Origin of the sequence: Lancefieldella sp. Marseille-Q7238 (assembly GCF_949152215.1) — a bacterium.
Classification (GTDB): domain Bacteria; phylum Actinomycetota; class Coriobacteriia; order Coriobacteriales; family Atopobiaceae; genus Lancefieldella.
In genome coordinates this window covers 361,498-386,433 of sequence record NZ_OX424407.1, presented here as the reverse complement: position 1 = coordinate 386,433, position 24,936 = coordinate 361,498, and the positions used below count along the sequence as shown (strand labels likewise).

At 52.9% G+C, this 24,936-nt stretch carries 22 protein-coding genes; 19 read left to right on the top strand and 3 right to left on the bottom strand.

Annotation, left to right across the window (positions count from 1 at the left end; translation table 11 throughout):
- Nucleotides 1-105 precede the first annotated feature (105 nt).
- Together QM016_RS01785 and QM016_RS01780 are read left to right on the top strand one after the other, a co-directional pair.
- A complete protein-coding gene (locus QM016_RS01785) occupies nt 106-378 on the top strand; it encodes an HPr family phosphocarrier protein (protein ID WP_016476842.1) in 273 nt (90 codons plus the stop codon).
- Between the two features lie 100 nt (nt 379-478).
- Nucleotides 479-850, top strand: a complete 372-nt coding sequence (locus QM016_RS01780; protein WP_016476843.1) for a phage holin family protein — start codon at nt 479-481, stop codon at nt 848-850.
- On the opposite strand, the gene QM016_RS01775 is transcribed toward QM016_RS01780, so the two are convergent.
- Nucleotides 847-2,049 carry an Mbeg1-like protein gene (locus QM016_RS01775; RefSeq protein ID WP_282709961.1) on the bottom strand — a complete coding sequence of 401 codons (1,203 nt, stop codon included), beginning with the start codon at nt 2,047-2,049 and terminating at the stop codon, nt 847-849. The genes QM016_RS01780 and QM016_RS01775 overlap by 4 nt on opposite strands.
- Nucleotides 2,050-2,122: 73 nt before the next feature.
- Between QM016_RS01775 and QM016_RS01770 the strand changes: the two genes are divergently transcribed.
- Genes QM016_RS01770 through QM016_RS01740 form a run of 7 tightly spaced genes read left to right on the top strand, consistent with a single transcriptional unit; the run spans nt 2,123 to nt 14,494 of the window.
- Nucleotides 2,123-2,620 carry a hypothetical protein gene (locus QM016_RS01770; RefSeq protein WP_282709960.1) on the top strand — a complete coding sequence of 166 codons (498 nt, stop codon included), beginning with the start codon at nt 2,123-2,125 and terminating at the stop codon, nt 2,618-2,620.
- Between the two features lie 56 nt (nt 2,621-2,676).
- Nucleotides 2,677-5,772, top strand: a complete 3,096-nt coding sequence (locus tag QM016_RS01765; protein ID WP_282709959.1) for a PD-(D/E)XK nuclease family protein — start codon at nt 2,677-2,679, stop codon at nt 5,770-5,772.
- Entirely contained in the window at nt 5,772-9,257 is a 3,486-nt protein-coding gene (locus QM016_RS01760; RefSeq protein WP_282709956.1) for a UvrD-helicase domain-containing protein, read from the top strand. The genes QM016_RS01765 and QM016_RS01760 overlap by 1 nt, the downstream gene beginning before the upstream one ends.
- Nucleotides 9,232-11,535: a primosomal protein N' gene (gene priA, locus QM016_RS01755; protein WP_282709955.1), complete on the top strand. Its 2,304-nt coding sequence runs from the start codon at nt 9,232-9,234 to the stop codon at nt 11,533-11,535. The genes QM016_RS01760 and priA overlap by 26 nt, the downstream gene beginning before the upstream one ends.
- Before the next feature lie 55 nt (nt 11,536-11,590).
- Entirely contained in the window at nt 11,591-12,151 is a 561-nt protein-coding gene (def, locus tag QM016_RS01750; protein ID WP_016476849.1) for a peptide deformylase, read from the top strand.
- A gap of 2 nt (nt 12,152-12,153) precedes the next feature.
- Entirely contained in the window at nt 12,154-13,071 is a 918-nt protein-coding gene (gene fmt, locus QM016_RS01745) for a methionyl-tRNA formyltransferase (RefSeq protein ID WP_282709953.1), read from the top strand.
- 1 nt (nt 13,072) lies between these two features.
- Nucleotides 13,073-14,494, top strand: coding sequence for an RsmB/NOP family class I SAM-dependent RNA methyltransferase (locus QM016_RS01740; protein WP_282709951.1), 1,422 nt, complete (start codon nt 13,073-13,075; stop codon nt 14,492-14,494).
- Nucleotides 14,495-14,554: 60 nt separating this feature from the next.
- On the opposite strand, the gene QM016_RS01735 is transcribed toward QM016_RS01740, so the two are convergent.
- Nucleotides 14,555-14,740, bottom strand: coding sequence for an FmdB family zinc ribbon protein (locus QM016_RS01735; RefSeq protein ID WP_282709950.1), 186 nt, complete (start codon nt 14,738-14,740; stop codon nt 14,555-14,557).
- A gap of 174 nt (nt 14,741-14,914) precedes the next feature.
- Here QM016_RS01735 and QM016_RS01730 point away from each other — a divergent pair, with 174 nt between their 5' ends.
- Complete coding sequence (locus QM016_RS01730; RefSeq protein ID WP_282709949.1) at nt 14,915-16,333, top strand: thiamine diphosphokinase; 1,419 nt, start codon at nt 14,915-14,917, stop codon at nt 16,331-16,333.
- A gap of 133 nt (nt 16,334-16,466) precedes the next feature.
- Here the strand turns inward: QM016_RS01730 and rpmB are convergent, their stop codons facing one another.
- Nucleotides 16,467-16,655 (bottom strand): 50S ribosomal protein L28, encoded by a 189-nt coding sequence (rpmB, locus tag QM016_RS01725; RefSeq protein ID WP_016476854.1) that lies wholly within the window; start codon nt 16,653-16,655, stop codon nt 16,467-16,469.
- 200 nt (nt 16,656-16,855) lie between these two features.
- On the opposite strand from rpmB, the gene QM016_RS01720 reads away from it, so the two are divergent.
- The 9 genes from QM016_RS01720 to plsX all read left to right on the top strand — a co-directional run bounded on the left by QM016_RS01720 (nt 16,856) and on the right by plsX (nt 24,920).
- Entirely contained in the window at nt 16,856-17,203 is a 348-nt protein-coding gene (locus QM016_RS01720; protein WP_016476855.1) for an Asp23/Gls24 family envelope stress response protein, read from the top strand.
- Nucleotides 17,204-17,263: 60 nt separating this feature from the next.
- Nucleotides 17,264-18,937 (top strand): DAK2 domain-containing protein, encoded by a 1,674-nt coding sequence (locus QM016_RS01715; RefSeq protein ID WP_016476856.1) that lies wholly within the window; start codon nt 17,264-17,266, stop codon nt 18,935-18,937.
- Between the two features lie 6 nt (nt 18,938-18,943).
- Nucleotides 18,944-21,106, top strand: coding sequence for an ATP-dependent DNA helicase RecG (gene recG, locus QM016_RS01710; protein ID WP_282709948.1), 2,163 nt, complete (start codon nt 18,944-18,946; stop codon nt 21,104-21,106).
- A complete protein-coding gene (gene rsmD, locus QM016_RS01705) occupies nt 21,103-21,744 on the top strand; it encodes a 16S rRNA (guanine(966)-N(2))-methyltransferase RsmD (RefSeq protein ID WP_016476858.1) in 642 nt (213 codons plus the stop codon). Before recG ends, rsmD begins: the two co-directional genes overlap by 4 nt.
- Nucleotides 21,731-22,240: a pantetheine-phosphate adenylyltransferase gene (gene coaD / locus QM016_RS01700; protein WP_016476859.1), complete on the top strand. Its 510-nt coding sequence runs from the start codon at nt 21,731-21,733 to the stop codon at nt 22,238-22,240. The genes rsmD and coaD overlap by 14 nt, the downstream gene beginning before the upstream one ends.
- Before the next feature lie 119 nt (nt 22,241-22,359).
- On the top strand, nt 22,360-22,857 hold the full coding sequence (locus tag QM016_RS01695) for a hypothetical protein (RefSeq protein ID WP_016476860.1): 498 nt from the start codon (nt 22,360-22,362) through the stop codon (nt 22,855-22,857).
- A gap of 5 nt (nt 22,858-22,862) precedes the next feature.
- Nucleotides 22,863-23,519 (top strand): DUF177 domain-containing protein, encoded by a 657-nt coding sequence (locus QM016_RS01690; RefSeq protein WP_016476861.1) that lies wholly within the window; start codon nt 22,863-22,865, stop codon nt 23,517-23,519.
- Nucleotides 23,520-23,679: 160 nt separating this feature from the next.
- Nucleotides 23,680-23,859 (top strand): 50S ribosomal protein L32, encoded by a 180-nt coding sequence (gene rpmF / locus QM016_RS01685; protein WP_016476862.1) that lies wholly within the window; start codon nt 23,680-23,682, stop codon nt 23,857-23,859.
- Nucleotides 23,860-23,930: 71 nt separating this feature from the next.
- Entirely contained in the window at nt 23,931-24,920 is a 990-nt protein-coding gene (plsX, locus tag QM016_RS01680) for a phosphate acyltransferase PlsX (protein WP_016476863.1), read from the top strand.
- The last annotated feature ends 16 nt before the right edge of the window (nt 24,921-24,936 follow it).

Genomic DNA, 24,936 nt, shown 5'->3' with positions numbered 1-24,936 from the left:
TTTCTTGGGCAATATACGAGTAAATCGCGCTTTGATTTGCTAGGATATGTATAGTGGTTATGGAAGCATGCTTCCACATTGGACATTCGGAAGAGGAGTTCACCCATGGTTTCAAAGCAGACTACCATCATCAATGCGACTGGCCTTCATGCCCGTCCGGCTTCTGTCTTCGTGACTGAGGCAAAGAAATTTGAGAGCAATGTTACCCTCAAAAACGTTGATAAGGATTCGGCTCCTGTTAACGCCAAGTCAATCATGATGATTCTTGCCGCAGGTCTCGGCACCGGCACCAAGATTGAGATTGCGTGCGATGGCCCCGATGAGCAGGCAGCTCTTGACGCGCTTATCGCTCTTGTAGACGCAGGCTTTGGCGAGTAAACTTTTAGGCAGCAATGAGGGAGAAGCCCGGCTTCGGTCGGGTTTCTTTTTATATAACGGGTATACTCAATGGGCAGAACATCCCTGTGAGAGGATTATCATGAACAGAAGAAGTTTTCTCTTAACATGGTTCACCACGGCCATTGCAACGCTCGTGGCTGTTGCTATTGTCCCGGGCATGTCAGTTGTCGGCGGAAACTGGGCGGGACCTATCGCTTTCGCGCTCGTACTGGCTTTTCTCAATGCCTCTATCAAACCTATCATCAAGATTTTGTCCCTTCCCATTACGCTGCTGACCCTGGGGATATTCTCCCTCGTTATCAACGCGTTCATGCTTGAGCTTGCCAGCTTTTTGTCGCGTCATGTGTTTTTAAACGGCGTGCTCATTGACGGTTTCGGCGCGGCGCTTTTGGGCTCTATCGTGATTGCGCTTGTCAGCTCTTTTGTTTCGGGAGTTGTGGGCTCAGACTAGTGTGCTCCTGTGCGCTTGTGAGCTCTTTGGGGGAGCTTGTTCTTCTCGCTGTCGGTTGATTGCGAGAAGCGCTGAGCGAAGTTTATCTGCTCTCTAAAGGTCGAAGCGGAAGCTGAAACAAGGGTGGCAAACAAATCTGCAAAGACGGACCAGGTGCGCCGGTCGGTATTCATGAGCGCTGTGAGAACGGCTCTGAGCGATGCGGACGATGACGTGATGTCGCTGAAATAGACGGCTCCTCCAGCCATCAGGGCGTCAAAGAGGTCATTGGTCATGGATTCGCGGTACTCCAACGGAAGGCTTGTATACCACGAGGTAAACGCTTCATTGATATGTTTGCATTCGGATGTGAAATCACTGCAGGTGACAAAATGATCACACTCTACCTGCCAGGAGACGGCGTCATGCGCCATTACGCTGTTTTCGGAACTTTGAACGATAGTCATAGGCGTTTCAGCGTCGTTGAAGATCATTCCGACCACACTGAAGTTGGGAAGCAGCCGGATATATTTTTTGCCGAGCACGTCATGAGCGGTATGAGAGACGGTGCCCGGACACATATTGGGACCATCGTTACTCCAGACTCTGTCAAGGTACGGAAGAAGTTCTTTTGGAAGCACGCTTGCGGCGTAGCTTGCGAGGTTGCCTCCTTTTGAGTGCCCGCCGACAAGTATGCAAGCATCGTGTGGCTCTGGCGTATCTTTTAGGTATTCTCGCACGCAGTTTTCAAGGTATAGGGCGGCTCGCTTATCCGCTTCGGTCACCTTGAAGCTCAAATCAAGATTTTCTCGCCATCCCACAAGGGTGCCATCGGTACCTCGATAGGAGACATAGCGCTGTCCTGAAGGAAGGTATACCGTCAGTGCGGCAAATTGCATGTTTTTATCGGAATCGATTTGGTTGACATAGTTGCCGAGTCGCGCTTCAGCGAAACGAGGAGCGTTCTTAAGCGCCTCAAGAAACGTTGCATCAACACGGGAGAGACCTGTCACAAGGCTTGGATCTTTTTTGATGCGCCTTATCATCTTCGCGCAGGCTGTCTCAAGAGAAATTGTTTTCTTTGAACGCTCGGAAAAGACGATGCCGTCAAAGCCCATGTAGGCGAGAAGGGAGAGCACCAGGTTGTCCACGTCATTGAAAGGCCGCTCAGAAAAGGAAAGGTCTCCACGCCATTTCAGATAGTCGACTACGTTTGGCATAGCTCTTCCTCTCATCTAAAACGATTAATGATGGCATAATCAAAAGGTTGTCCAAAGATGCTTGGAGTATATCGTGAAACATACGGCGGAAGTGATGAAATTTAGCAATCAGTCAGCGCAGGCGAGCAAAGGCACCTCGCTCGGTGAACGTTTGGTTTTTGCTGATGTTCTCAATATCGTATGTCGCGCGTTGCATGCCAATGGCTGGTATGCTGGCTCAGAACTCAGCCAGCAATATCGTAACTTTTTGATTTCTCCAGCCTCGCCTTTGTGCGTGGCGCAAGTCCTGTCAATTTTTCTGGGTGTTCGGTCATTAGAGCCTCAGCTGAGCAAGCTTCCACCGCTTGTAAAAAAGACACTGACGCTTTTTGCTTCCACAGGAATAGGCGTATATCTTATTCAGATACCCATCATCAACTATTTGAACGTCAACTACGATCAGCCGTGTTATGCCTGGCTTAAAGATGATGCATTTATACGGGGTTTGTTTGTTTTTGCAGTCGCAACGATTGTGACGATGGCGACGCAGTTTGTTTGGAAAACGCTGAAAAGGAAGTTTTCGCATTTTTAATTTGTGTCCGGTCAACGTGATACCGTAGTACTGACGCTTTTCATGAGAGGATGAAAATGGCTTGTACGCTCGTTAGTACCACATCAGGCTCCATTGTAAATAAGCCGGTTAAAGAGGCATTGGTAGCAAGTATAGAGCGCTGTGGGCGAGCAGTGCTTTTAGTTGATACGCCTGATGCAAAACGAACGGCGCTTAAACTGCTTGCGTCTGATCCAATGCTCTCGTTGGGACTGTGCGTGGTGTCTCTTTCTGAATGGGCTAAAGAGCTTTGGAATCTTTTTGGCGATGGGCGCCAAGTCATTTCAAAGGAAGCTCGCTTGCTGCTTATCCATGAAGCACTGGATACTTTTGAAGCTCAAGAGCTAAAACCACTTGATGTGGGGACAGGCACGCTAAAAGCTATTGAAACAATAGCGCGGAACTACCTTCCGTGCGTCAACGCGTGCGATGATGCTCGGGGATTTACCGTTGGACAACAGCGCGTGCTTGCGGTCCTTGAGAGGTATCTAGACCTCGTGCACCAGCATGGAATGCTTGAGCAAAGCGAATCGTATGCTCTGCTTGTAGAAGCGCTTCCTAAGGCGTATTGCGCTTTGCAGAGTGTCGTTGTCAGCGGCGTAGAAAACCTGTCTCCTGCCGAAGAGGCTTTTTTGAGCGCGCTTGCTCAAACCATGGATGTGCATATAATTCTTTCAACGCCTGATAACTATGCCGGCGATGCAAACAGGGCGTATCTCAAACGGCTTTCCGATAAACTGAGAGCGGATCTTGTGTTTGTTGATGACGATTCTGAGAAACATGACGTTGAAATCGAGGCGCTTTTGCATACGATTTTCAGACCTCGTCAAAACGTGCAGAAACCTCAAGGAAAGGTAGTCTTACTTTCTCCGGCAGGGATTTTAGCCAAGTCAAACCTGATTGTTGAGCATGTCCAGAACCTCATAGCTCAAGGTGCTCAAAACATTGGAATATACGCGCCTTATCCGAATGAGGCTTGGGAAGAGCTGGCGCCGCGGCTTGCGGCGCGCGGTATCTTTGCAAAGGGTTGCGTGCGGCAGTCGGTGGTTGGCAGCCAAGCAGGGAGGGCGTTTTTGAGCCTGGTAAAAACTGTTTTACGGCTTCAGAGACTGTCAGAGTCATGGCCTGATACCTCCCAGAACTCGTTAGGAGATATGACATGGTGGCCGCCACGGGAACTAACTGATTTTTTGCTCTCTCCAATCTCTCAGGTTTCAGTCGAAAAGGCCTGGAGTCTGGATAGGTCATGGCGAAGCAATCGTACTCTCATGCCTCATCAAGTATTGCGTTCTCTTACACAAGCTTCTCACACGTCTCAAGCGTGCGCCGAAGCAGTTACGGCTATTCGCGCCGGTCGTATAAAAGAGGCGGCAAACCGTCTTTTGATGGGATGCGCCGAGCACCAAGATGCCTATGACGCCCAGACGTACTACGATATCTCGAAGTCCCTTTCTGCCGTGATAGCGGGGACTCAGACCATGCGCGGTCTCGGCATGAAGTTTGACGTCGCTACCGAGCAAAGATTGTACGCCCTCATGGGCCAAGAACAGTATGAACTGCGTCTTACGAATGGCGTAGCAAAAACTTCTTGCGCTGTTGAGATCCTTTCGGCTCAAAGTTCTTGTGAACCCAACGCTTTTGACGCCGTTATCTGTCTTGGAATGGATTCTGTGTCCACATCGCTTGTGGCAAAAGACAGAGCGCTCGATGTCCTTACGCAGAAACTTACGGGCGTAAAAGCGATCGCGCCGCTTGCTGAATCCCGCCGTTCTTTTTACAAAATGCTGGCAAGCGCTCGTCAGTTCGTCTCGCTTGAGCTGACGCTTCATGACGAGCATGCAAACGAAGCGTTTGCCTGTGTTGTATTGAAAGAACTACTGGCGTGCTATGGGGGATCCTCCCAAAATCCCGTTATTCCCCAGATAACAAGGGGAGAAGAAACGCTTTCCGCTAATCTTCTTGTAAGCGGAAAAGTTCCCCATAAAATCGCCGCTCTTCCATCGCGGCCCACGGGTTGTATCCCTGAAACGCTGAAACCGTTTGTACTACTCCCATCTCGACAGGGAGAAGAGCACATCCAAATCCAAAAGCTCTCCGCTTCGCAGATTGAGTCGTATCTTGAATGTCCATATAAATGGTTTACGCAAAAGCGCCTCGGACTTGACAGGATTGACGCCGGCTTTGGTGGGATTGAAAAAGGAATTTTTGTCCATCGCGTGCTTGAGTTGACGCATCGGCAGCTTCTTCGAGAAGCGCTGGGGCAGGCGGATAATCTCTCTGTCGATCAAACGTGGGATATCGCGACAACATCGCTTCCTCTATCGCGTGTTTCCTCAGATACGCTCACGCGGGCTACTCAGATTCTTGACGAGCAGTTTGATATTCTCGCCGAAGAACAGTACGCAACCTCGCAAAAGAAAAGCAGAAGAGCTCAAAGGCTGGTTCCCCATAGCGCTTCTCAACATCAGCAAATGCAAAAACTGCGTGAAGATCTCCATGGGCTTTTGTCATTTGAAGCTGATAAGCTCCTTTCGTTTGAACCGAGATTTTTTGAATTGAAGTTCGGCATGGATGGGGGAGAATCAGCCCAGTATGCAGGCATTGAGTTTAACGGCTCCATTGACCGTATCGATGTGAACGCCAAGGGCGAAGCCGTTATTATCGATTACAAACACAAATCCCCCGCCGCTCTTAAGGACTACGCGGTTCAAAGCACGGTCGATGAGCAGCGCGAGAAGGACGTTGTTCAGCTTTCTTCAGAGAGGCTGCCTCGCCATGTGCAGGCTATCATTTACGCGCAGGTCGTGCGCAAGTACTTGAAAGCTCACAACCTTACCTCAATCGGCGCCATGTATATGGGAACTCGTCACACCTATGCGCTGCTTGGCGCTGCTCCGGATTCGTATATCTACCGGATCTTCGGCGTGGGAGACGATAAAGGCGTGAGTAAAACTATGGAGTCTTGCATTGTCGGAGAAAACGTTGAAACGTTTAACGCATGCCTTGACGCGTGGGAGGCTCAAATCGCCCAGGCGGTCGAGCGCATGCTCAACGGCGATATTCGCGCTTGCGCGCTTGATAAAGAAGCCTGTACGTATTGCCCGGTTATGAATTGTCTGGAGAGGAAGAACTAATGGCTCTTAACTTCGACACGCTTACATCCGGGCAAAAGAAGGCTGTTCTCGCGCTTGATAAGCCTCTGTTTATAGCAGCTGGAGCTGGTTCGGGCAAAACGTTTACGCTGACACAACGCATCGTCTGGGCGCTGAGTGAGGGCTCGGGAGAAAACGGCGGAGCCTATCTTGACTCTCTTGACCAGGCGCTCGTTATTACCTTTACGAACGAAGCGGCAAAAGAAATCAAGGAACGGGTAAGAGAGGCGCTTGAAAAAGAAGGTCTTGCTGATGAGGCTCTGAAAGTAGATTCCGCATGGATCAGCACCATTCACAGCATGTGCGCCCGCATCCTTCGCGCGCATGCCTTTGACATAGGCATTGATCCTGATTTTGTCGTCTTAAGCGATCACAGACGCAGCGAGCTCTTAAAAGCCGCTCTTGAGGAAGTTTTGACTTCCTTAAAAGATGATGACGCGTACGCGGAGTTTTTCTCGGCATTTGAATTAAAAGACACTGCTTATGCTGGGAAAAGTAAGGTTCATTCGCTTGATGACATGATAGAGCAGCTTGCCGTGGCAGCGCTTTCCGCGCCGAACGGCTTCGATTCGATTGAGCTGGCAATAGAAAAAGAGGGCGCGGTCCCGGACCTGTATCATGAGCTTGAAGGTATCCATGACGGGCTTGTGGAGCTTCTTTCGGATACATCAAATGGGGTCGATGAAAAAGAAGTGGCAAAGATTGCCAAGCAAGAGCATACAATTAGCGCCTATCTTTTTGAGCACTCGCCTCACTCAAGTAAGGCGGCAGAGCTTGTGGAGCTTCTTGAAGTGGTTCCCAATGCGCGGTTATGGAAATCCGCGAAAGAACTGGCAAAAGACGTGCAGTCAGAGTGCAAGAAACTTCAGGCGATTTGCAAACTGTATGACACGAATCGACATGCGCCTCAGCTCGTAAAGGTCACACAGGCGGTGGTTGAGCGTTTTTCCGCAAAAAAACAAGAGGTCGGCGGACTGGATAATGATGATTTGCTCAATAAAACCGCCTGCGCTTTTGAGGATTATCCTGAACTGGAAAAAGAATACTCCGATATGTTCAAGCTTGTGATGATTGATGAGTTTCAGGATACCAATGACCAGCAGGTTCGAATGATTAAGCGCCTTTCCGGCAGAGAAGGTCGATTTTTGACAACCGTAGGCGATGCTCAACAGTCAATCTACGGCTTCAGAGACGCTGATGTCGAGGTGTTTTTCAATCGGCAAAAAGAGATTCCTGAAGAGAGAAGACCGCTGCTGACGGACAATTTTCGCAGCCATGATGACATTCTTCGTTTTGTCAGAACGGTTTGCGACGCTCCTGGTATGATTCCCGGATTTATGGACCTGCATGCCGGCAAAAACCCGGATACCTTCGTACCTCTGCAAGGAGTGCCTCGTGTTCTCATTGAACTGACCGCCGTTGAAAAAAGAGGCAACAAAAAGGCCGCCAAAGCTGATGTATACCATGCGGTAGCTGCCCAACAGCTTGCCGACAGGATTTCTCAGATTATTGCTGAAGGTACGTTTAAGGCGAAAGATATCGTTATTCTCATGCGCAGTCTTTCTCACGCCAATCTGTATATGGACGCCCTTAGACAAAGGGGCATCGAAAGCGTTCTTTCGGGAGGTACGGGCTTCGGTAAACTCTCGGAAGTTCAAAGTATCGCCTCGCTGCTTATGGCGCTCGCTGATATCCATGATACTGAGCAAGGCCTGTTTCCTGTGCTTACCAGCGGGATGTTCTCGCTTGAGGCATCGGATTTCATCTTGCTCGCAACCAATTGGGGTTCCGAAGACGGATCTCTTTCCAAACGTGGCATTGAGAGCGGTCTTTTGTCACAAGAATTTCAAGACGATCTTCAGCCTAGTAAACGTCTTGAGCGTGCGCTTGAAGTCCTCTTGCAAGCGCGAGAAGACATCAAGAGCAAGCATCCGGCTGATGTGCTGTTGCAGGTAGTAAGAGCTTCAGGCTGGATTACGAGGCTTGAGAGGGGAGGCGCTCAGGAACGCTCACAGGCTGTCAACATCCTCGCTGCTATTCGTCGCGTTCGAGAACTCAACGAAGAGCTTCAGGTAGGGCTTACAGAGCTTGCAAAAGAGTTTTCTCAGTGGCTTGAGGTAACGAAAATAGCGCCTTCAGTTCTTAACGATAAACATCAAGACGCGGTTAAGATTCAGACAATTCATGCTTCAAAGGGTAAAGAGTACAAAATTGTCGCTGTTGTTGGAGCTCTTTCTGACTTGAACGATAAAGCTCCAAGTCGCAAACGGTGTCTTGTTGGGCGCCTTGGCGAGAAGCGCATCGTTGCCCTTAAACCTTCTGGTGTCAGCGCTAAGCCTTTCGACGTTCCCAAAGAAGCGTCTGAGTGCAGAACACTAAGCGACTGGCGCTTCTATTTTGATCGTATTCAGGATGACGCAGCGCAGGCTGAGGCCGTACGCCTGTTGTATGTTGCTCTTACCCGCGCGCAAGAGATGGTTATTCTCACCGCAACGCTTACTCAACAAAGAGAGAACGGCTACACTCCCAAATTTGCTAAGGCATCGTTGAGCACTATTTTGAAAACGGAAGCGATGCCTGATGTGGGAAGATCATTCTTCGAATACGGAGGCTCGCAGTCAGGAGCGCTCAGAACCGTGTATCTGCGCTTTGAGGAAGATTTGAGCACCTATCGCGTAGATGATGCTGGTGAGGGCATAGCTTGGCAGCCATTCAAAACCAATGACCAGGATATCCCTGACTTTGATCTCTATACGTATGACCGCGATCTCTTTGCTCCTGAGCAGGAGCAGCGCTACGAAAAATTCTACAGTTACTCCTCACTGCATCGTCAGTTGATGGACACCAATCAAGGGGAATCATTGCATGGACAGCGTAGCGACGAAGAAGAAACCATGTCAGCTACTGCTTTCGGATCAGCCTTTCATGAACTTGCTCAGTATATGGTTGAAACGGGCTCCTATCCGCAGCAACAGATTATCGAGAATTTCGCTAGGCGTCATCAGTTGGGAAAATTGGCTCGTGAGCGTTTGAAGACGACGCTTGAGCGCTGGAACAATTCCGCTATACGAGCGGAGACGCTCAGCCATACGCTGGTACGCTCCGAAGTTCCTTTTTGTCTTGAGAGGCCTTATGGCGACAAACGATATCTGAGAGGAGCCATCGATCTTCTCGCCACAGACCCAAAAAGCACGCATGCGCTTGTCGTTGATTATAAAACGGGCGACAAGAGCCTCAGTCTTGCAGAAATCATAGCGGCTCATAGGATGCAGGCAAACGTTTATGCGTATGTGCTCATGCAGCATGGGTACACAAAAGTAGAATGCGCCTTTGTGTGCGTGGAAGTACAGGACGCCTTGGATGAGTCGCAGCCGTTTGTAGCCCGTTATGCGTTTGACCAGCAGACGCCGCCAACGCTTGCAGTGCAGGAAGGAGACGCGCGTGAAGTATGCGCAGGTAACTCTTGATATTCCAACGCGCGCCCTGTCGGGTACGTATGACTACGCTATTCCTTCAGAGCTGTCTGACAGCGTCGTTGTGGGGACAACGGTCTATGTACCGTTTTCTCATCGTGACGTTGTGGGATATGTGATGTCTGTGTCGGAGACGCCATCATCGTCCATCGATCCCGCAAAGATACTTCCTGTGAAATATGTGCTTGCCGATTCTGCCTTTGATGAGACTTCGGCTCGGACGGCCGCGTGGATGGCGTTAGAATACGCGTGTTCGCTGACGGATGCCGTAAAGCCATTTTTGGCGCCGGGACAAAACGTCAAGGTGCGTCGTACAGCTGATGGAACGGCATGGGAATTGGTAAGCGAAACGTCGGGTCCTGTGGATGAGCGGTGGGTATCGCTGACGTCACAGGCTCGGGAGTTTACACCTGCAAAAAACGCCTCTAAGCAGCGGCTTGTTCTTGAGGCTTTGCAGGGCGCCCCACAGCGTCTGTCCGAGCTTTCCGCTCTCATTCCGGGAGCACGGGCGGCGGTGAAAGCGCTTGAGAAGCGTGGAGTCGTCTGCGTTGAGATGAGGCGTCAGATTCGCGGCGCAAAAACTACTACGCTTTCAAGCGCAATAGCGTGCAGACCGGATCAGCTGACACGAGGACAAAAACAGGCGCTTTCCGCCATCGCTTCTGCCTGCAAGACGAAAAACGGTGATGTAGTACTGGTTGACGGTGTGACGGGTTCAGGAAAAACAGAGGTATATCTGTCCGCTATAGAAGCGGTACGTGCAGATGGGAAAGGCGCTATCGTACTTGTGCCCGAGATATCCCTGACGGCGCAGACCGTTGGTCGTTTCCGCTCCCGCTTTGGAGATCAGGTGGCTGTGCTGCATTCCCGTCTTTCTGCCGGTGAACGCTTTGATCAGTGGGATATGGTCCGGCAGGGCAAGGCTAACGTGGTGGTGGGAGCACGCTCCGCGCTCTTTGCGCCACTCAAAAATCCGGGGCTCATTATTATTGACGAGGAGCATGAGGCGTCATACAAGCAAGACTCCCTGCCGCGCTACCATGCGCGGGAGGTTGCGGCATATATGGTTCGTGAGCGCGGCGCCGCGTTGGTACTTGGTTCGGCAACGCCTTCTTTGGAGAGTCTTGCTTGCTGTAGTCAGGGCAAACGAGACGGTGTTTCGTGGACGCGCGTTACTATGCCGGAACGTCCGGGAAACGCGGTACTGCCGGATGTAGAAATTGTGGACATGACCGCACAATTCAAAGGCGGAAGCCGTTCGATATTTTCCGCTCCACTTGCCACGGCTCTGGAAGAAACGGCGCGGCGTGGACAGAAAGCCGTTTTGCTGCTGAACCGCCGCGGATTTGCGAACTTTCTGATGTGCCGCGAGTGTGGCTGCGTTCCGGAATGTCCGCACTGCTCAACTTCGTTGACGTATCATGAACGGACTCGTGAGCTGGTCTGTCATACCTGCGGGCGGCGTTGGTCCGTTCTGGCTTATCCAAATCCTGCTGCCGCCTGTCCCCATTGTGGGAGCCGTTACATGGCGGCGTTTGGCATCGGGACGCAGCGCGTTGAGGATGAGCTTCGCATGCTATTGCCAGATCGGATGGAAATCATTCGTATGGATGCTGATACAACGGCAAAAAAGGGAGCACACCAAAAGCTCCTGGAGCAATTTGACGCGGCCGAATGTGCCGTTTTAGTGGGAACACAGATGATTGCCAAGGGACTTGACTTTCCTGAGGTGACGCTGGTGGGCGTTATCAATGCGGATACTATGTTAAAGCTTCCCGATTTTCGGGCTGCCGAGCGTACCTATGACCTGCTTGAGCAAGTTGCTGGACGCGCTGGTAGGGGAGACACGCCGGGCAAGGTTATCGTGCAGACATATTGGGCAACACATCCGGCTATCGCATCAGTCAAGACACGCAGGCGCGCCGAATTTCTCGCTTCAGAGGCGGCGGAGCGAAAAGAGGCCTTCTATCCGCCGTATGTGCGTCTGACAAACATTATTTTCTGGGGAACGTCTGAGCGTGAGGTGCGCGCCGCTTCTCAAGAGATGGCGGATATTCTCACATCAGTTGCAGGTGCGCGCCCGGGCTGGGAGATTTTAGGACCTGCCGATTGCGTGAAGGCGCGGGTAAAAGACAAATTTCGCCGACATGTACTGGTAAAGTCACCTGTTTTTGAAAATGTAGGAAGCGTCGTGTCAGCGTGCGCTGCAAAACTTACCAAGCGAATGGGTATGAGCATGACAATAGACGTTGACGCGTATGATTTGCTGTAGGCTCTGCGCTGCAAAAAAATGATGCGGAAAGCCTGCTGAAAGGATAGGAATGAAAATGCCTGAAACACCCGAGATGCCCGATGAAATAGTGCTGTGGCCTGATGAGCGGCTCTCCCAGTCATGTGAAGAGATTACCGTAATTGACGATGAGATTAAGACCATTGCCGCCAATATGTTGCGAGATATGTATGCCACTGACGGCGTCGGACTTGCCGCGCCGCAGATAGGCATTATGAAGCGCATGGTGGTCATCGACGTTGACTATCCCGATGGTCAAGAAAATCCGTTCGTTTTAATCAATCCTGTCGTGGTCGCTGCTGATGGTGAACCTAGAACTTACCGGGAGGGTTGTCTTTCGTTTCCCGGAATTACAGTTCCTGTGATGCGTCCTTCCCACGTCATCGTACAGGCTCTCAACCTTGACGGTGACCTGATGCAGTATGAGGCCGAAGGGGACCTCTTCGCCGTCTGTCTCCAGCATGAAATTGACCATGTCAATGGCATTACGATGCCGGACCATCTTGGTCCGGGAGCGCGTATAGAAGTGCTGCGGCACTATCAGGAAGCGCTTGCCGCGGGTGCAAAACCCGGCGACACCACGTTTGATGAGGAGTAGACGTGCGTATTGTCTTTATGGGAACGCCTGAGTTCGCGGTCCCATCACTTCAGAAGCTTGCTGAAGACCATGAAATCGTAAAAGTTTTTACGAGACCCGATGCCGTGCGCGGTCGCGGCAAGACGCTGAAGCCGTCTCCCGTTAAAAGAGCGGCGTATGCGCTGGGTCTCTCCGTTTCAGAGGCAGGACGCATCACTCCTGAGATTGTCGAGCAGATTCAAGATCTCGCGCCTGATGTGCTTGTTGTTGTGGCATATGGCTGCATTATCCCAGACGCGCTTCTTGAGAGTATTCCGTTTGGCGGCATCAATGTTCACGCGTCGCTTTTGCCTCGCTGGCGAGGCGCCGCTCCCATTCAGCGTGCCATTCTCGCGGGGGATAGCGTTACGGGTGTGTCCATCATGCGTATTGCGCATGAGTTGGACGCAGGTGCCTGGTGTCGACAAAGCTCCTGCGAGATTGGCCATAAGACAGCTATCGAGCTGACCACTGAGCTTGCACACCTTGGTGCGCGTGAGCTTTCCTGCGCGCTTAGAGAGATTGCAGTGGGAAGTGTTTGCTGGCACGAACAGAGTTCAGCGCTGGCCACGGTTGCGGCAAAAGTAACCAAGCAGGAAATGAGGCTTAACCCCGCTGATGACGCTTGCGCTAACGTCTTGCGCGTGCAGGCATCTTCTGATGCCGCGCCTGCTCGGGCGTGTATTGCCGGTCGCGGAGTGCGCGTGCTTCTCGCCGAGAAAGCCTCAGAGGTATCTGTTGCTCCGGGCGCCATTGAAATCTGCAAAGGTCATCTCTATCTGGGCTGTTCAAAGGGGGCGCTTGAGGTGCGCGAGCTTCGTCCTGATGGCAAAAGAGCCATGAGTGCTTCGGCCTTTGCGGCGGGAATTCATAATGAATCTCTGACGTGGGAGCGCCTGTAGCATGACAAGACTTTCGCCCGCCCGCTGCGCGGCTCTTGAGCTTGCCTCTACATGCCGGCGCAAAGGCCTGCGTATGCGTGATTTTTTACGTGACGCGCGGCGGATGGACTCGCTTGGCGAGAAGGACCGCGCGCTTGCAACGCGCTTGCTTTTGGGAAGCGTTGCGACCGTTGGTGAACTTGACCGTGCTGTTGCCTCGCACCTTTCCACAACGACTCATCTGGAACCAAAGGTGCGCGATGCACTACGTCTTGCCACCTTTGAGATTCTCTACTTGCGTACGCCGCCGCGAGCCGCGGTGAGCCAGGGTGTTGAGATGGTCCGCGCGGCCTCTCCGCGAGCCGCCGGTCTTGCAAACGTTCTGCTCAGACATATCGCCGAAGAAGACAGGCCGCGTGTTGATGATGCGCGCGCTCGCCTTTGCTCCTGTGAGCAAACGCTGCCGCCGACAGAGGCGTATGCGCGGGTAAGCGGATATCCGGTGTATCTTTGCAAACAGCTGATAGCTTCAATGGGTCCGTGCGCGGCGGCGGGGATGTTGCTTCAGGCGCTTGAGGCGCCGCCGGTCTACGTCGCATTACGTGAGGACGTCCCTGAAGAAGTAGTGGCTCCTTTTGACGCTCATCCAAGCGTCGCTCCCCGCAGTTTTGTGTTGGGCGCGCCTGCTGGCCTTTCTGCAACGGGATTAGTCGCGCAAGCGGAAGTGTTTCCGGCCGACATCTCATCTCAGGTAATCGCGCTTCTTGCACCGTCAGAAGACGGATCTCGGATACTTGAAATTGGGCAGGGGAGAGGGACCAAGTCCGTCTTGCTGCTTCAAAACGCCTTACGGTGCGGCAATGACGTACAGCTCGTGTCCGTTGAACTTGATCCGAAAAAGTCGGCAGTGTCTCAAAAGAGGCTTAAGCGGGCAGGCCTTGCAAAGAAGGCTGCCTGTTTGACCTTTGACGCTACGCGTCTTGCAGACGATGCTCTTCCACAATGTCTGCAAGAAACATTTGATACCGTTTTTATCGACGCTCCGTGCTCGGGAGCGGGAACCATGCGCCGCCACCCTGAAATCAGCTGGTCGCTTGAAAAAGGCGCGGTCGCACCTGGTGGAACCCTTCCTCAACTGCAGCTTCGCCTGCTTAAGGCCGCCGCAGGTAAGGTAGCTTCTCATGGTGTTCTTTCGTATGCAACATGCTCACCGCTTGCTTCAGAAGACGAAGAGGTCATTAAGGCTTTTCTCGCTACAAAAGAGGGAAGTTGCTTTACGGTTGAAAACATAGAACAAACCCCTGCCGTCAAATTGCTGACGGACAGGGGCAAAGAAATGGTGGCTCACGCCACAATGAAGGACGGCTTTTTGCAGCTGGGGCGCACCTGGGAGTATATCGATGCCGACCAGCACTTTCTTGCAAAACTCAGGCGTACGTCATAACCCCCAGGTGTACGTATAAAACCCAAGCTTACGTCATAAAATCCTAGGTGCACGCCATAGTTATTTCTTGCCTTTTTGGTCGGTGTTGTAAAAGCCGCTGCCTTTAAAGGCAATGCCCGAAGTGTCAAAAACGCGTTCGGCGAAGTGTCCGCATGTAGGACAGGTGACTTTGGGATGAACGCTCATAGGATGTTCGACTTCAAATTTTGTTTTACACTCAGGACATTGATAACTATAACGGGCCATACCGCCTCCAGAACCAGTAAACTATGTGCCGTGTGATACTTTACCCTATTGTGATTTTTACGATTCGCACAATAGGGTTTGCGCAATACGGTACCTACGATTGCGTGGCGAGAAGCACGGTTAACGAGAGTACGTTTGACAGGAGAACCACGTGACGAGAGAAGGAGCCGCTTCATGAAGACAACCGGGGCAATCTTTGACCTTGACGGAACGCTCGTTGATTCCATGTGGATGTGGCGGCGAGCGTTTGGGGATGTGCTTGAGGACTTTGCCATCGATATGACTCCCGATTTTTTCAAAAAGGTCGAGGCGATCTCTCTTTTTGATGGGTGCGTGGTGTGCGTGAAAGAATTCAACCTGCCGCTTACTGCTCAGGAACTTTACGAAAGGTTCGTAGCTCATGTCCAATATGTCTATACGCACGATATTGCAATTATCGCCGGCGCGAAGGACTTTCTCCAAGAGCTCTACGATGCCGGTATTCCCATGGCAATAGCCTCATCTACGCCGGGGCGCGCTTTGGGTACAGCGCTTCGCGCACAGGGCATCGAACACTATTTTCAAGCGTTGGTCAGCACTGAAGATGTGGGAGGAGCCGATAAGGACAAGCCCGATGTTTATCTGGAAGCGCTTCGCCGGTTAGGCACTGATAAGGCTTCCACCTGGGTATTTGAAGACGCTGAGTTTGGCGCGCGTACGGCGCGTAAAGCGGGCTTTCCGGTGGTGGCGCTCTTTAACGGCAAAGACGGACGCAGTATCGATGTCATGAAAGCTCATTCGGATATCTTCGCTCGTGATTATCGTGAACTTTCGCTGACCCGCATTTGTGACTATGAGCGCATGCCATCAGGTGACAGCCCTTTTGAAAAAAACTTCGAAAAGAGTTTTTCGGCTGAGCGGAAATGCTTCTCGGCACTTATTGTTGACGGCTCGCCTGCCGTGAGCTCTTCTGCGCTGATAGGTGAGCTTGCCGCGGAGGCTTCCTACGTGGTGGCTGCTGACCGCGGAGTTGCTGCATGCAAAGAAGCCGGCGTGGTGCCCGATATCGTGTGTGGAGACTTTGATTCTATAAATGGCTCTCTCAAGGAAGAGACGGCGCATTGGCTGCGCAAATATGAAGTTCCCATAATTGCCTTTCCTCCCGATAAATACGTTACCGATCTTTCGCTGGCCCTTGACGCGGTTGCGCACGAGGCAATCCGGCGCGGCGCGCCACTGTCGCTTACGGTGACGTGCGCCTCAGGAGGGCGGCTTGATCATGAGCTGGGAGTGATTGGGCTTCTCGCCAGGCGTTTTGAATCCGGAGGCGCGGTTCGCGTTGTTGAAGACGATGTTGAAGCGAGAATTCTTACGGCTAAGAGTTGCGACTTGTGGAAACTTTCCTGTCAACAGGGGAGAACACTTTCAGTCATTGCCCTGCGTGAAGAAACAATCGTCTCAGAAACCGGTATGAAGTGGGACTTGGATGCTTACGCGCTACCACTTCTTTCTGATGAAGGTGTTTCTAATGTGGTTCAAGACGAGCACGCCCATATCAGGTGCGAAAAGGGCGTTCTGCTTGCGATGCTTTTGAAGACAGGCGCCGGAGCATAACGCGCATGTATCGCACAAGATAACGCGTACCCGCCGCACAACATAACGCGCGCCTGACGCAGTAAACATGAAAAAGGCCGCGATTGCGGCCTTTTAAGCTGTACTTATGCTGTGAAAAAGACGAGCTGCGAGATTAGCTGCGGGCAATCTTACCGGACTTCAGGCAGCGAGAGCAGACATTCATCTTTTTGCGTCGGCCGTCGACAACAACAGTGACGCGCTGAATGTTCGGCTTGAACGTGCGGGTGACGGTACGGTGGGAGTGGGAGATGGAACGACCGGCGACAGCGTGCTTACCGCAAAAATCACAAACCTTTGACATAACAACGACCTCCATAAGGCGCGAATCCTGTATTCACGCGAATTTTCAAATAGCTGAACCACTATATCACAGCTGACCTCGCGTGCAACTGAAATCTTTACATTGTTTGTAGAATGCTTGCGATATCCACGCGTAGACGTGCGGTATAATCGTTTGGGTTCTTTTTAGATTCGGGAATCCTATGAGAGGAGTATACGAACATGGTTTCCACTGTTCCAGGAACGCTCAGGGTTTCAAATGATTGCATTGCTGACCTTGCAGGGTACGCTGCCCTTGAGTGCTACGGCGTTGTCGGCATGGCGGTTATTGACGAGCAAGCCGGAGTTGCAAGGCTGCTCCCCGAATATCGACTTCGCAAGGGTATTGATGTTTCATCCTCGCCGCAGGGTGTGAGCGTTGATTTGCACGTTGTAGTTGAGCAGGGTGTCAATATGGCGTCTGTGGTTGACAATCTTTCAGCGTCTGTGAAATTCTTGCTTCGCCAGATTGCCGAGCTCAATACCGTTGAAGTAACTGTCCACATCGAGGCGATGCGCGCTTCTCGCTAACGTTTCTTGCGCGTTCGCGCGGATATGTTGCACACGATTAAGGAACTGAGGTCTTCAAAGATGATTTCAACCGTCGTCCGCTCTTGCTTTCCGGCCGCCGCTCTGGCCGTAGCCGATAAGGCTGAAGAAATTAACAAGCTCAATGTCTTTCCCGTACCGGATGGCGATACGGGCACCAACATGTCCTTGACGTTGGGTACGGTCGTTCGCGAGGTACAAGATCTTCCGGCAGACGCCTCCATGGAGGATATCGCTAAAGCAATTACTCACGGTTCTCTGATGGGCGCTCGCGGGAATTCTGGCGTTATTACCAGCCAGATTCTTCGTGGAGTTGCCGAGGGGCTGTGCGATGTGAAGAATCCAGCGCATATTACGCCGAAAGATATCGCTCACGCGTTTCGCCGCGGTAAGGAAGTGGCCTTCAAAGCGGTCCGTAAGCCGGTTGAAGGTACCATCCTTACCGTTTTGAAGGATGTTTCCGCCAAGGCTGATTCGCTTGAGAAATCCAAGCTGACGCCTGTTGAAGTGCTTGATGCGCTGGTGGTTGAAGCCTATGAATCAGTCGCGCGCACTCCGGACTTGCTGCCTGTTTTGAAGGAAAACGGCGTAGTTGACTCTGGAGCCTTTGGATTTGCAACGTTTTTTGAAGGTTTTGTGAACGCGGTTCAAGGCAAGACGGAGCTGTCCGAATTTAAGACGACAGTCGGTACCGATGACGCGAAAGCGGCGGCTCACGCCAAAGTCTCCATTGAGCTGAATGATGACTGGGAAGGTTCTGAGTTCCGCTACTGCAATGAGTTTTTGTTCCATGCCGATGACGCTTCCTTTGATGAAAGCGCCGCCCTTGATTTTCTTGCGACTATGGGCGACTGTGAGCTTTTAGTGGGCACAAATCCCGACTATAAGGTTCATGTGCACTCCAATACGCCCGATAAGGTCTTGCGCTACATGCTTCAGTATGGCCAGATTTTTGAGGTCTTTATCCACAATATGGATCTTGAGGCCAAAGAGCGCACCGAAAAGATTGCTGAGGACAAAAAGACTGTAGAGGCTGTCAATGCCCCCCGCAAGCACCTGGGCTTTGTCGCGGTCTGCGCGGGCAGCGGTTCTGAGTCCATCTTGAAGTCGCTCGGTGTCGACGTTGTCGTTTCCGGCGGTCAGACCATGAACCCGTCAACTGCCGATATCTTGAGCGCTATCGATCAGGCTCACGCTGACAATGTCATCGTCTTGCCCAATAACTCAAACATTCGCATGGCTGCTGAAGCCGCCGCTTCAGCGTGCGAGGGCACAAAGGTTGCGGTCATTCCGACAAAGTCGGTCCTTCAGGCGTTCGCGGCAATGTTCGCCGTTGAGCTTGACGCCTCTCTTGAGGATAACGTACAGACAATGACCGACGCGTTTGCCGCGATTCGCTATGGCGAGGTTACTACCGCGGTTCGAGATTCCGCCGCTTCCGACGGCACGCCCATCCATAACGGCGATGTTATGGGAATCCAGGGAGGGTCCATTGACGTTGTCGGCAATGACATTGATGAGGTGACTATCGGTCTTATCAAAAAGATGCAGGAAGAAGAGGAGGGGGATACCCTGACTATTCTTGCCGGCTCTGATATGGATGAAGAGCACTTCTCGGCGCTGACCGCGCGTATCGAGGAAGCCCTTCCTGACTTGGAAATTGACGCACACCGTGGTGAGCAGCCCCTCTATCCCGTTATCTTCTCCCTTGAGTAGGTCTTAATGGGTTCTCGCCCCAGCATAGGTGAGGCGTCCGATCGGATTCGTCGCACCTGCTCGCTTACTGATGAGGTAGGCCGTCTTCGTTATGTCAGTGCAAACCGTGCCGAGGCGCTTGAGCGTCTCGGCATTTCGCGCGTACGCGATCTTTTTTTGCATGTGCCCCATCGCTACCTTGATTTTTCAACGGTGGCGAAGATTGCCTTTACCACGGTGGGCGCCGACGCGACGGTAGTGGCGAAAGTAGAGCGGATAGCGACAAAGCGGCCTCGACCCCGTATGAGTATTGTGGAAGTGGAGGCTTCGGATGAAACGGGCGTGATGACGGCCGTCTTTTTCCGTCAGCCGTGGGTCGCCGACCAACTTCACGAAGGCGATGAAGTCGCCTTTTCCGGCACCATGACGTTTGCCTACGGATTTCGTCAGATGAAAGCTCCCTTTTATGAGGTCATTGCTACTGAGGAGGAGAAAAAGAAGCCTCGGGCTCAGATTCTTCCCGTACATCCCGCCACCGAAGGCGTAAGTCCCGCATGGATGAGGCGTATCATGTCGGCGGCTCTTGCGGATGTGGGCGACATATGCGATTGGCTTCCCGCCAAACTGTGCGCGGCGCGCGGTTTCATGACGCTTGCCCGAGCTCTTCGAGAAGTTCACTTTCCCACGTCCCTGGCTCTGGCCGAGCAAGCGCGCCGCCGTCTCGCCTATGATGAGCTTCTCTGTCTCCAACTGGCGCTTTTGGCGAGAAGAACCGTTGAGCTTGCAGGGGATACACCCTTTGCTCACACGACAGATGGCCCCCGAAAGCAAGCTCTTCTCGCCGCTCTGCCGTTTGAGTTGACCGCAGAACAGCACGCTGCCGTCCACGATATCCTTTGCGATATGGAGGATCCTCAGATTATGAATCGCCTGCTGTTAGGCGATGTTGGAACGGGAAAAACGGCTGTAGCGGCCGTGGCGCTCGCGGCGGCCGCTGATTCTGGTACACAGGCGGCTATGATGGCACCGACGTCAGTGCTGGCGCAGCAATACGCAGAAAAGCTCGGACCGCTGCTGACAGCCTCAAAAATTTCATGGGCGCTGGTGACGGGCTCGACACCTCCTCAAAAACGCGCTGAGATTGCCCAACGTGTTCTAGCCGGTGATACCACCGTGGTTTTTGGAACCACAGCCCTGCTTTCAGAAACTATGGACTTCAAGCGTCTGACCCTGGTGGTCATAGACGAACAGCATCGCTTTGGCGTTGATCAGCGTGCGGCGCTGAGAAAGAAGGGGACAGGTGTTGACCTTCTCGCCATGACCGCCACTCCTATTCCGCGTACCCTCGCGCTTTCCGTCTACGGCGACATCGCCATGACGCGCCTTGCACAGAGGCCGCACGCGGGAGCAGGGGTTACAACGAAGATTTTGACGAGCAACAACCTCGATCTTGCATACGGCGCGATACGCGATGCTGTGGTCGCCGGCCGGCAGGCGTATGTGGTGTGCCCGCTTGTCGATGACTCCGATGAAGGAGCCGATCTGGACGACCTTCCGGAGAACGTTCAAACAAAAACAAAGATGCACTCCGCCCTTGCCACGCAGGTAACGCTGCAGCGCGAGGTATTTTCTGATATGCGCGTTGGAGTTCTGACAGGGCGCATGTCCGTTGCCGAAAAAGATGAGACTATGGCTGCTTTTCGTGCGGGGACGGTTCAGATTTTGGTTTCAACAACCGTCATTGAAGTCGGCGTTGACGTGCCCAACGCAACTGTCATGCTCATCTACAATGCGGACCGCTTTGGCCTTGCGACTCTGCACCAGTTGCGAGGTCGTGTCGGCCGAGGTGATATGGCAGGAGAAGTGTTTTTGAACTCCGACGCGAAGCGTGGCGCGCCGGCGCGCAAGCGCCTTGCGGCCCTTGAGGCGACTTCAGACGGATTCAAGCTGGCTGAGCTTGATTTGAAGCTGCGCCGTGAGGGTGAGACGCTGGGGTACCGTCAATCCGGCGCGACAACACTCAAGATTTCCGATTTGTATGGAGATGGTGACCTGATAGAGGCCGCCTACAAGGACGCGCGTTCGCTGTATCGGCGCGATCCGCAGCTCAAGGACCCTGTGCATCAGACCATGGGTCTTGAGGCGCGTGATCGTTTTGGTGCGTATTTTGAAGAGTTGGGGCGCGCATGAGGATAGTTGGAGGAAAGTGGCGCGGACGCGTCATTGAAGCGCCTCAAGGCCGAGGCACCACACGCCCCACAACCGATCGCACCCGTGAGGCAGTCACGTCTTCTATTTTGTCGGCGGCGGGACTCAATCTGTCCGGCAAGAGGGTCCTTGACGCGTTCGCAGGATCTGGCGCTTTGGGGTTTGAGCTTCTCTCTAGGGGAGCGGCCCATGTAACCTTTGTTGACAAAGACCGCAAGACCGCCGACCTCATACGAAAGAACGCGCGAACGCTTGGCGCCGGTGCGCAAGAAGCGCGTATTGTGTGCGGAGACGCGCTGTGCTTGTCGGCACGCAAAACGCTTCCGGGCGGCCCTTTTGATATCGTGCTTTTAGATCCTCCGTATGCCGTAGAAGCGCAAAGGATTGCCGAGTTTCTCGTCAACGTGGACGGCGCGGACGCGCTCACGCCGCGCGCACTGGTTGTGTACGAGCATCACGATAAGGCGCCCGGCATGTCCGTAGGTGGCGTGGATCTTATTAAATCCAAGCGCTACGGGATTGCCCGCGTTGATCTCATGATAAAGTCAAAGACCGTCCGCGCTGTGCCTGACGGCGAGAAGAGCGGTCCACGTGAAGGGGAGAGCAGTGAACAGCATTAATCATGTAGTGGTTCCGGGTACCTTTGATCCGGTGACCAATGGACACCTCGACGTTATCAGAAGGGCTGTCCGCTTATTTGACAAGGTAACGGTTGCGGTGGCTGTTTCTCGCGATAAGCGAGGTACGGGCACTACGTTTTCCCTTGAAGAGCGGGTGAAGATGATCCAGGACGCGCTTCTCGAGGCGGATATTGAAGGCGTGGAAGTAAGACCCATGGATGGTCTTCTTGTGGAGTTTTGCCGTCTGTGCGACGCCGGCGGTGTAGTCAAAGGCCTTCGCGCCATGACGGATTTTGAGTATGAGCTGCAGCAGGCTGACCTGAACGCGCATCTCGCGCCTGATCTTGAATCCATATTTGTCATGTCCAGCCCTGAATATGGGTACGTTTCGTCTTCCATCGTGCGGGAGATCGCGTTGATGGGCGCTGATGTGTCCTTGTTGGTTCCTACATGTGTCGCCCAAAAGTTGTTGGCTTTGCGTAATTCCCAAAAATAAAGCGGGCTGCCTAGCGAATTAAACATATTCTGTTACCATTCTTAAAAAGGTGCATTATGTAATGGGGCTAGTTGCTGTCATAATGTAGCTGTTCTGTAGATGTATGAAAGGAGCCCTGGATGCAGCCGGGTGAGGAAATCGAGAGCCTCGTAGCTGAGCTTGAACAGCTCGTCAGTGAGGCAAAGTCGCCGTTTATGGACGCAGGTCAGAAAAAGATTATTGACGCCCAGGACTTCTATGAGCTTTTGGACGAGATCCGCCGTGTCTTTCCTGAAGAGTTCACAACGGCCCGCCGCATCATCAAGGAAGAGAATGAGACGCTTGAGCGCGCTCGCACACAGGCCGAATCTATCATCGCCGATGCGCAGCAACAGGCAATGATTTTGGCCGGCGATCAGGAAGTGGTGCGTCTCGCGCAACAGCAGGCTGATGGCGTCCGCGATCAGGCTGATCAATACGAGCGCGACACGCGGTATAACGCTGAAGAGTACGCTGACACCGTTCTTGCGCACCTGGAAGAGAACCTGAAGTCGCTTACTAATTCCGTATCTCGCGTGCGCCAGACCCTTGACGAGAATTCCGGTCCTCATAACACCACCAACACCGTTTCCTGGTAGCACCGATGAAACCCATAATCGTTGCAATTGACGATCGCTTGGCAAACCCGGGCGATACCCTGTCGCTTGCGGGCCATCTTGACGAGGAGAGCTACGCTCTCGGTGAGCATGAGTTTTGCCTGCCTCACGGCATTGAGTATGACCTTGTTCTGACGAATGCGGGCGAGGGCATCTTGGTTACGGGCATACTCAAGACATGCGCCGTTGGAGAATGTGACCGGTGTCTTGCTCCTGCCTCGATGGATATCGCAGCGGAGGTTGACGAATACTATCTTTTTGAAGAACCCGAGCATCCCGCTGATGATGAAGATGAAGCCGACTATTCGCTTGTGTCATCCGACAAGACCATTGACCTTGCAGGCGCGCTGCTCCCTTCGCTTGTGATGGAAACGCCCTTTGTGGTGCTGTGCAAGCCTGATTGCAAGGGGCTTTGTCCGGTTTGTGGCGCCAATCTCAACGAAGAGGATTGCGGACATGCAGCGCAGGTGAACCGCACGCGGAGCGAGGAGCGTTTGGACAGCAATCCCTTCTCGGTATTGGCTGGCCTTACCTTTGATGATGAGAAGAACTCCGAAGAAAGCGTTGAAGACAGCGCTGAAGAAGGCGCCGAAGACAGCACCAAAGAAAGCGTTGAAGGTAGGGACTCCGACTCAAAGCGGTGATTGCGTAAAAACTACGTTGCGCAAAGCTACAAATCTGAATAAATTGCGCTTTTGCGTCCAAAATGCCCTCATGCGTGGTATAGTATCCAACGCATGAAATTAGATGGGTCGCGTCCTAACAGGTATGGGACGCTCGCAAGAAAGTAAGAGAGGTTCCAAGATGGCAGTACCTAAGCAAAAGAAGGGTCGCGGCGCTACCCACACTCGTCGTTCCGCAAACAGCAAGGTTGCAACTCCTGCTCGTTCCATTTGTCCGGAGTGCGGCGCTCCCAAGCTTCCTCATCACGTTTGCCCCAACTGCGGCCATTACAAGGCTCGTGAGGTTGTTGTTACCGAGTAGTTCTCAAACAGCGTAAGAGTAAGGAGGCTGTCCCGCTTGGGTCGGCCTCCTTTTCTATAAAGGGGGAACGTATGCCCACTACCGTTTGCGTTGATGTTATGGGTTCAGATCAAAGTCCTGAGGTGGTTCTCGCGGGAGTCGCGCAGGCTCTTGAGAAAGACCCTGAACTCGAAGTCCTTCTCGCCGGAGCTGATGAGTTTGTGACGCCCTTTGCCGAGAAGAACGTTCGTGCTCACGCTCTTGTTACCACTGAAGTTATCGGCATGGACGAGCATCCGGCAGACGCGGTGCGTCAAAAAAAGGACGCGAGCATTGTGCGCGCCGCGGCGGCAGTGCGCGCTGGCAAGGCGGCGGGACTTTTTTCCGCCGGTTCAACAGGTGCGGTGCTGACGGCGGCTACCTTCGGCATCGGGCGCATCAGGGGAATAAAGCGTCCCGCGCTGGCGCTCCTTCTGCCCGGCCTTCACGGACATCAGGCTGTATTTCTTGATACGGGAGCAAACGCTGACGTAAAGCCTGAAATGATGGTGGACTTTGCCCGCATGGGCAAGGCGTATGCGCAGGTAGCGCTTGGTATCGCTGAGCCCTCTATCGGTCTTCTCACCAACGGATCGGAAGAAACTAAGGGCTCTGCGCTGACACTTTCCTATCACGAGGCTCTCGCAAGCTCAACTGTCGGCTTTTCCGGCAATGCCGAAGGTGTTGATTTGTTGGGCGACCGGTTTGATGTTATTGTGGCGGACGGTCTTACGGGCAATGTGGCTCTCAAGACGATTGAGTCTACCGGCAAGTTTATTTTGAGCCGTATCAAAGATTCGGTGAAATCCTCAAAAAAGGCGGCGCTCGGAGCGCTTCTGCTCAAAGACGCTCTCAAGCAAACGGCCGGTGAGCTCTCAGGTGATATGGTAGGAGGAGCCGTTCTTCTCGGCCTTTCCGCTCCTGTCATCAAGGGACATGGTTCCACAAGCGCCGGAGCGGTATGTGCTGGTACGCTTGCGGCTGCCACCGCGGCTCATGGAAATCTTGTGGGGAAAATCGCGGAAGCGGTTCAGGCTGACTAGCTCTTTCAGGTCGACC

What these genes read in the sequence shown, in the direction of transcription:
- QM016_RS01785 (WP_016476842.1), top strand. Translation starts at nt 106, where the DNA reads ATGGTTTCAAAGCAGACTACCATCATCAATGCGACTGGCCTTCATGCC.
- QM016_RS01780 (WP_016476843.1), top strand. Translation starts at nt 479, where the DNA reads ATGAACAGAAGAAGTTTTCTCTTAACATGGTTCACCACGGCCATTGCA.
- QM016_RS01775 (WP_282709961.1), bottom strand. Translation starts at nt 2,049, where the DNA reads ATGCCAAACGTAGTCGACTATCTGAAATGGCGTGGAGACCTTTCCTTT.
- QM016_RS01765 (WP_282709959.1), top strand. Translation starts at nt 2,677, where the DNA reads ATGGCTTGTACGCTCGTTAGTACCACATCAGGCTCCATTGTAAATAAG.
- QM016_RS01760 (WP_282709956.1), top strand. Translation starts at nt 5,772, where the DNA reads ATGGCTCTTAACTTCGACACGCTTACATCCGGGCAAAAGAAGGCTGTT.
- def (WP_016476849.1), top strand. Translation starts at nt 11,591, where the DNA reads ATGCCTGAAACACCCGAGATGCCCGATGAAATAGTGCTGTGGCCTGAT.
- QM016_RS01740 (WP_282709951.1), top strand. Translation starts at nt 13,073, where the DNA reads ATGACAAGACTTTCGCCCGCCCGCTGCGCGGCTCTTGAGCTTGCCTCT.
- QM016_RS01735 (WP_282709950.1), bottom strand. Translation starts at nt 14,740, where the DNA reads ATGGCCCGTTATAGTTATCAATGTCCTGAGTGTAAAACAAAATTTGAA.
- QM016_RS01730 (WP_282709949.1), top strand. Translation starts at nt 14,915, where the DNA reads ATGAAGACAACCGGGGCAATCTTTGACCTTGACGGAACGCTCGTTGAT.
- rpmB (WP_016476854.1), bottom strand. Translation starts at nt 16,655, where the DNA reads ATGTCAAAGGTTTGTGATTTTTGCGGTAAGCACGCTGTCGCCGGTCGT.
- QM016_RS01720 (WP_016476855.1), top strand. Translation starts at nt 16,856, where the DNA reads ATGGTTTCCACTGTTCCAGGAACGCTCAGGGTTTCAAATGATTGCATT.
- QM016_RS01715 (WP_016476856.1), top strand. Translation starts at nt 17,264, where the DNA reads ATGATTTCAACCGTCGTCCGCTCTTGCTTTCCGGCCGCCGCTCTGGCC.
- recG (WP_282709948.1), top strand. Translation starts at nt 18,944, where the DNA reads ATGGGTTCTCGCCCCAGCATAGGTGAGGCGTCCGATCGGATTCGTCGC.
- rsmD (WP_016476858.1), top strand. Translation starts at nt 21,103, where the DNA reads ATGAGGATAGTTGGAGGAAAGTGGCGCGGACGCGTCATTGAAGCGCCT.
- QM016_RS01695 (WP_016476860.1), top strand. Translation starts at nt 22,360, where the DNA reads ATGCAGCCGGGTGAGGAAATCGAGAGCCTCGTAGCTGAGCTTGAACAG.
- QM016_RS01690 (WP_016476861.1), top strand. Translation starts at nt 22,863, where the DNA reads ATGAAACCCATAATCGTTGCAATTGACGATCGCTTGGCAAACCCGGGC.
- rpmF (WP_016476862.1), top strand. Translation starts at nt 23,680, where the DNA reads ATGGCAGTACCTAAGCAAAAGAAGGGTCGCGGCGCTACCCACACTCGT.
- plsX (WP_016476863.1), top strand. Translation starts at nt 23,931, where the DNA reads ATGCCCACTACCGTTTGCGTTGATGTTATGGGTTCAGATCAAAGTCCT.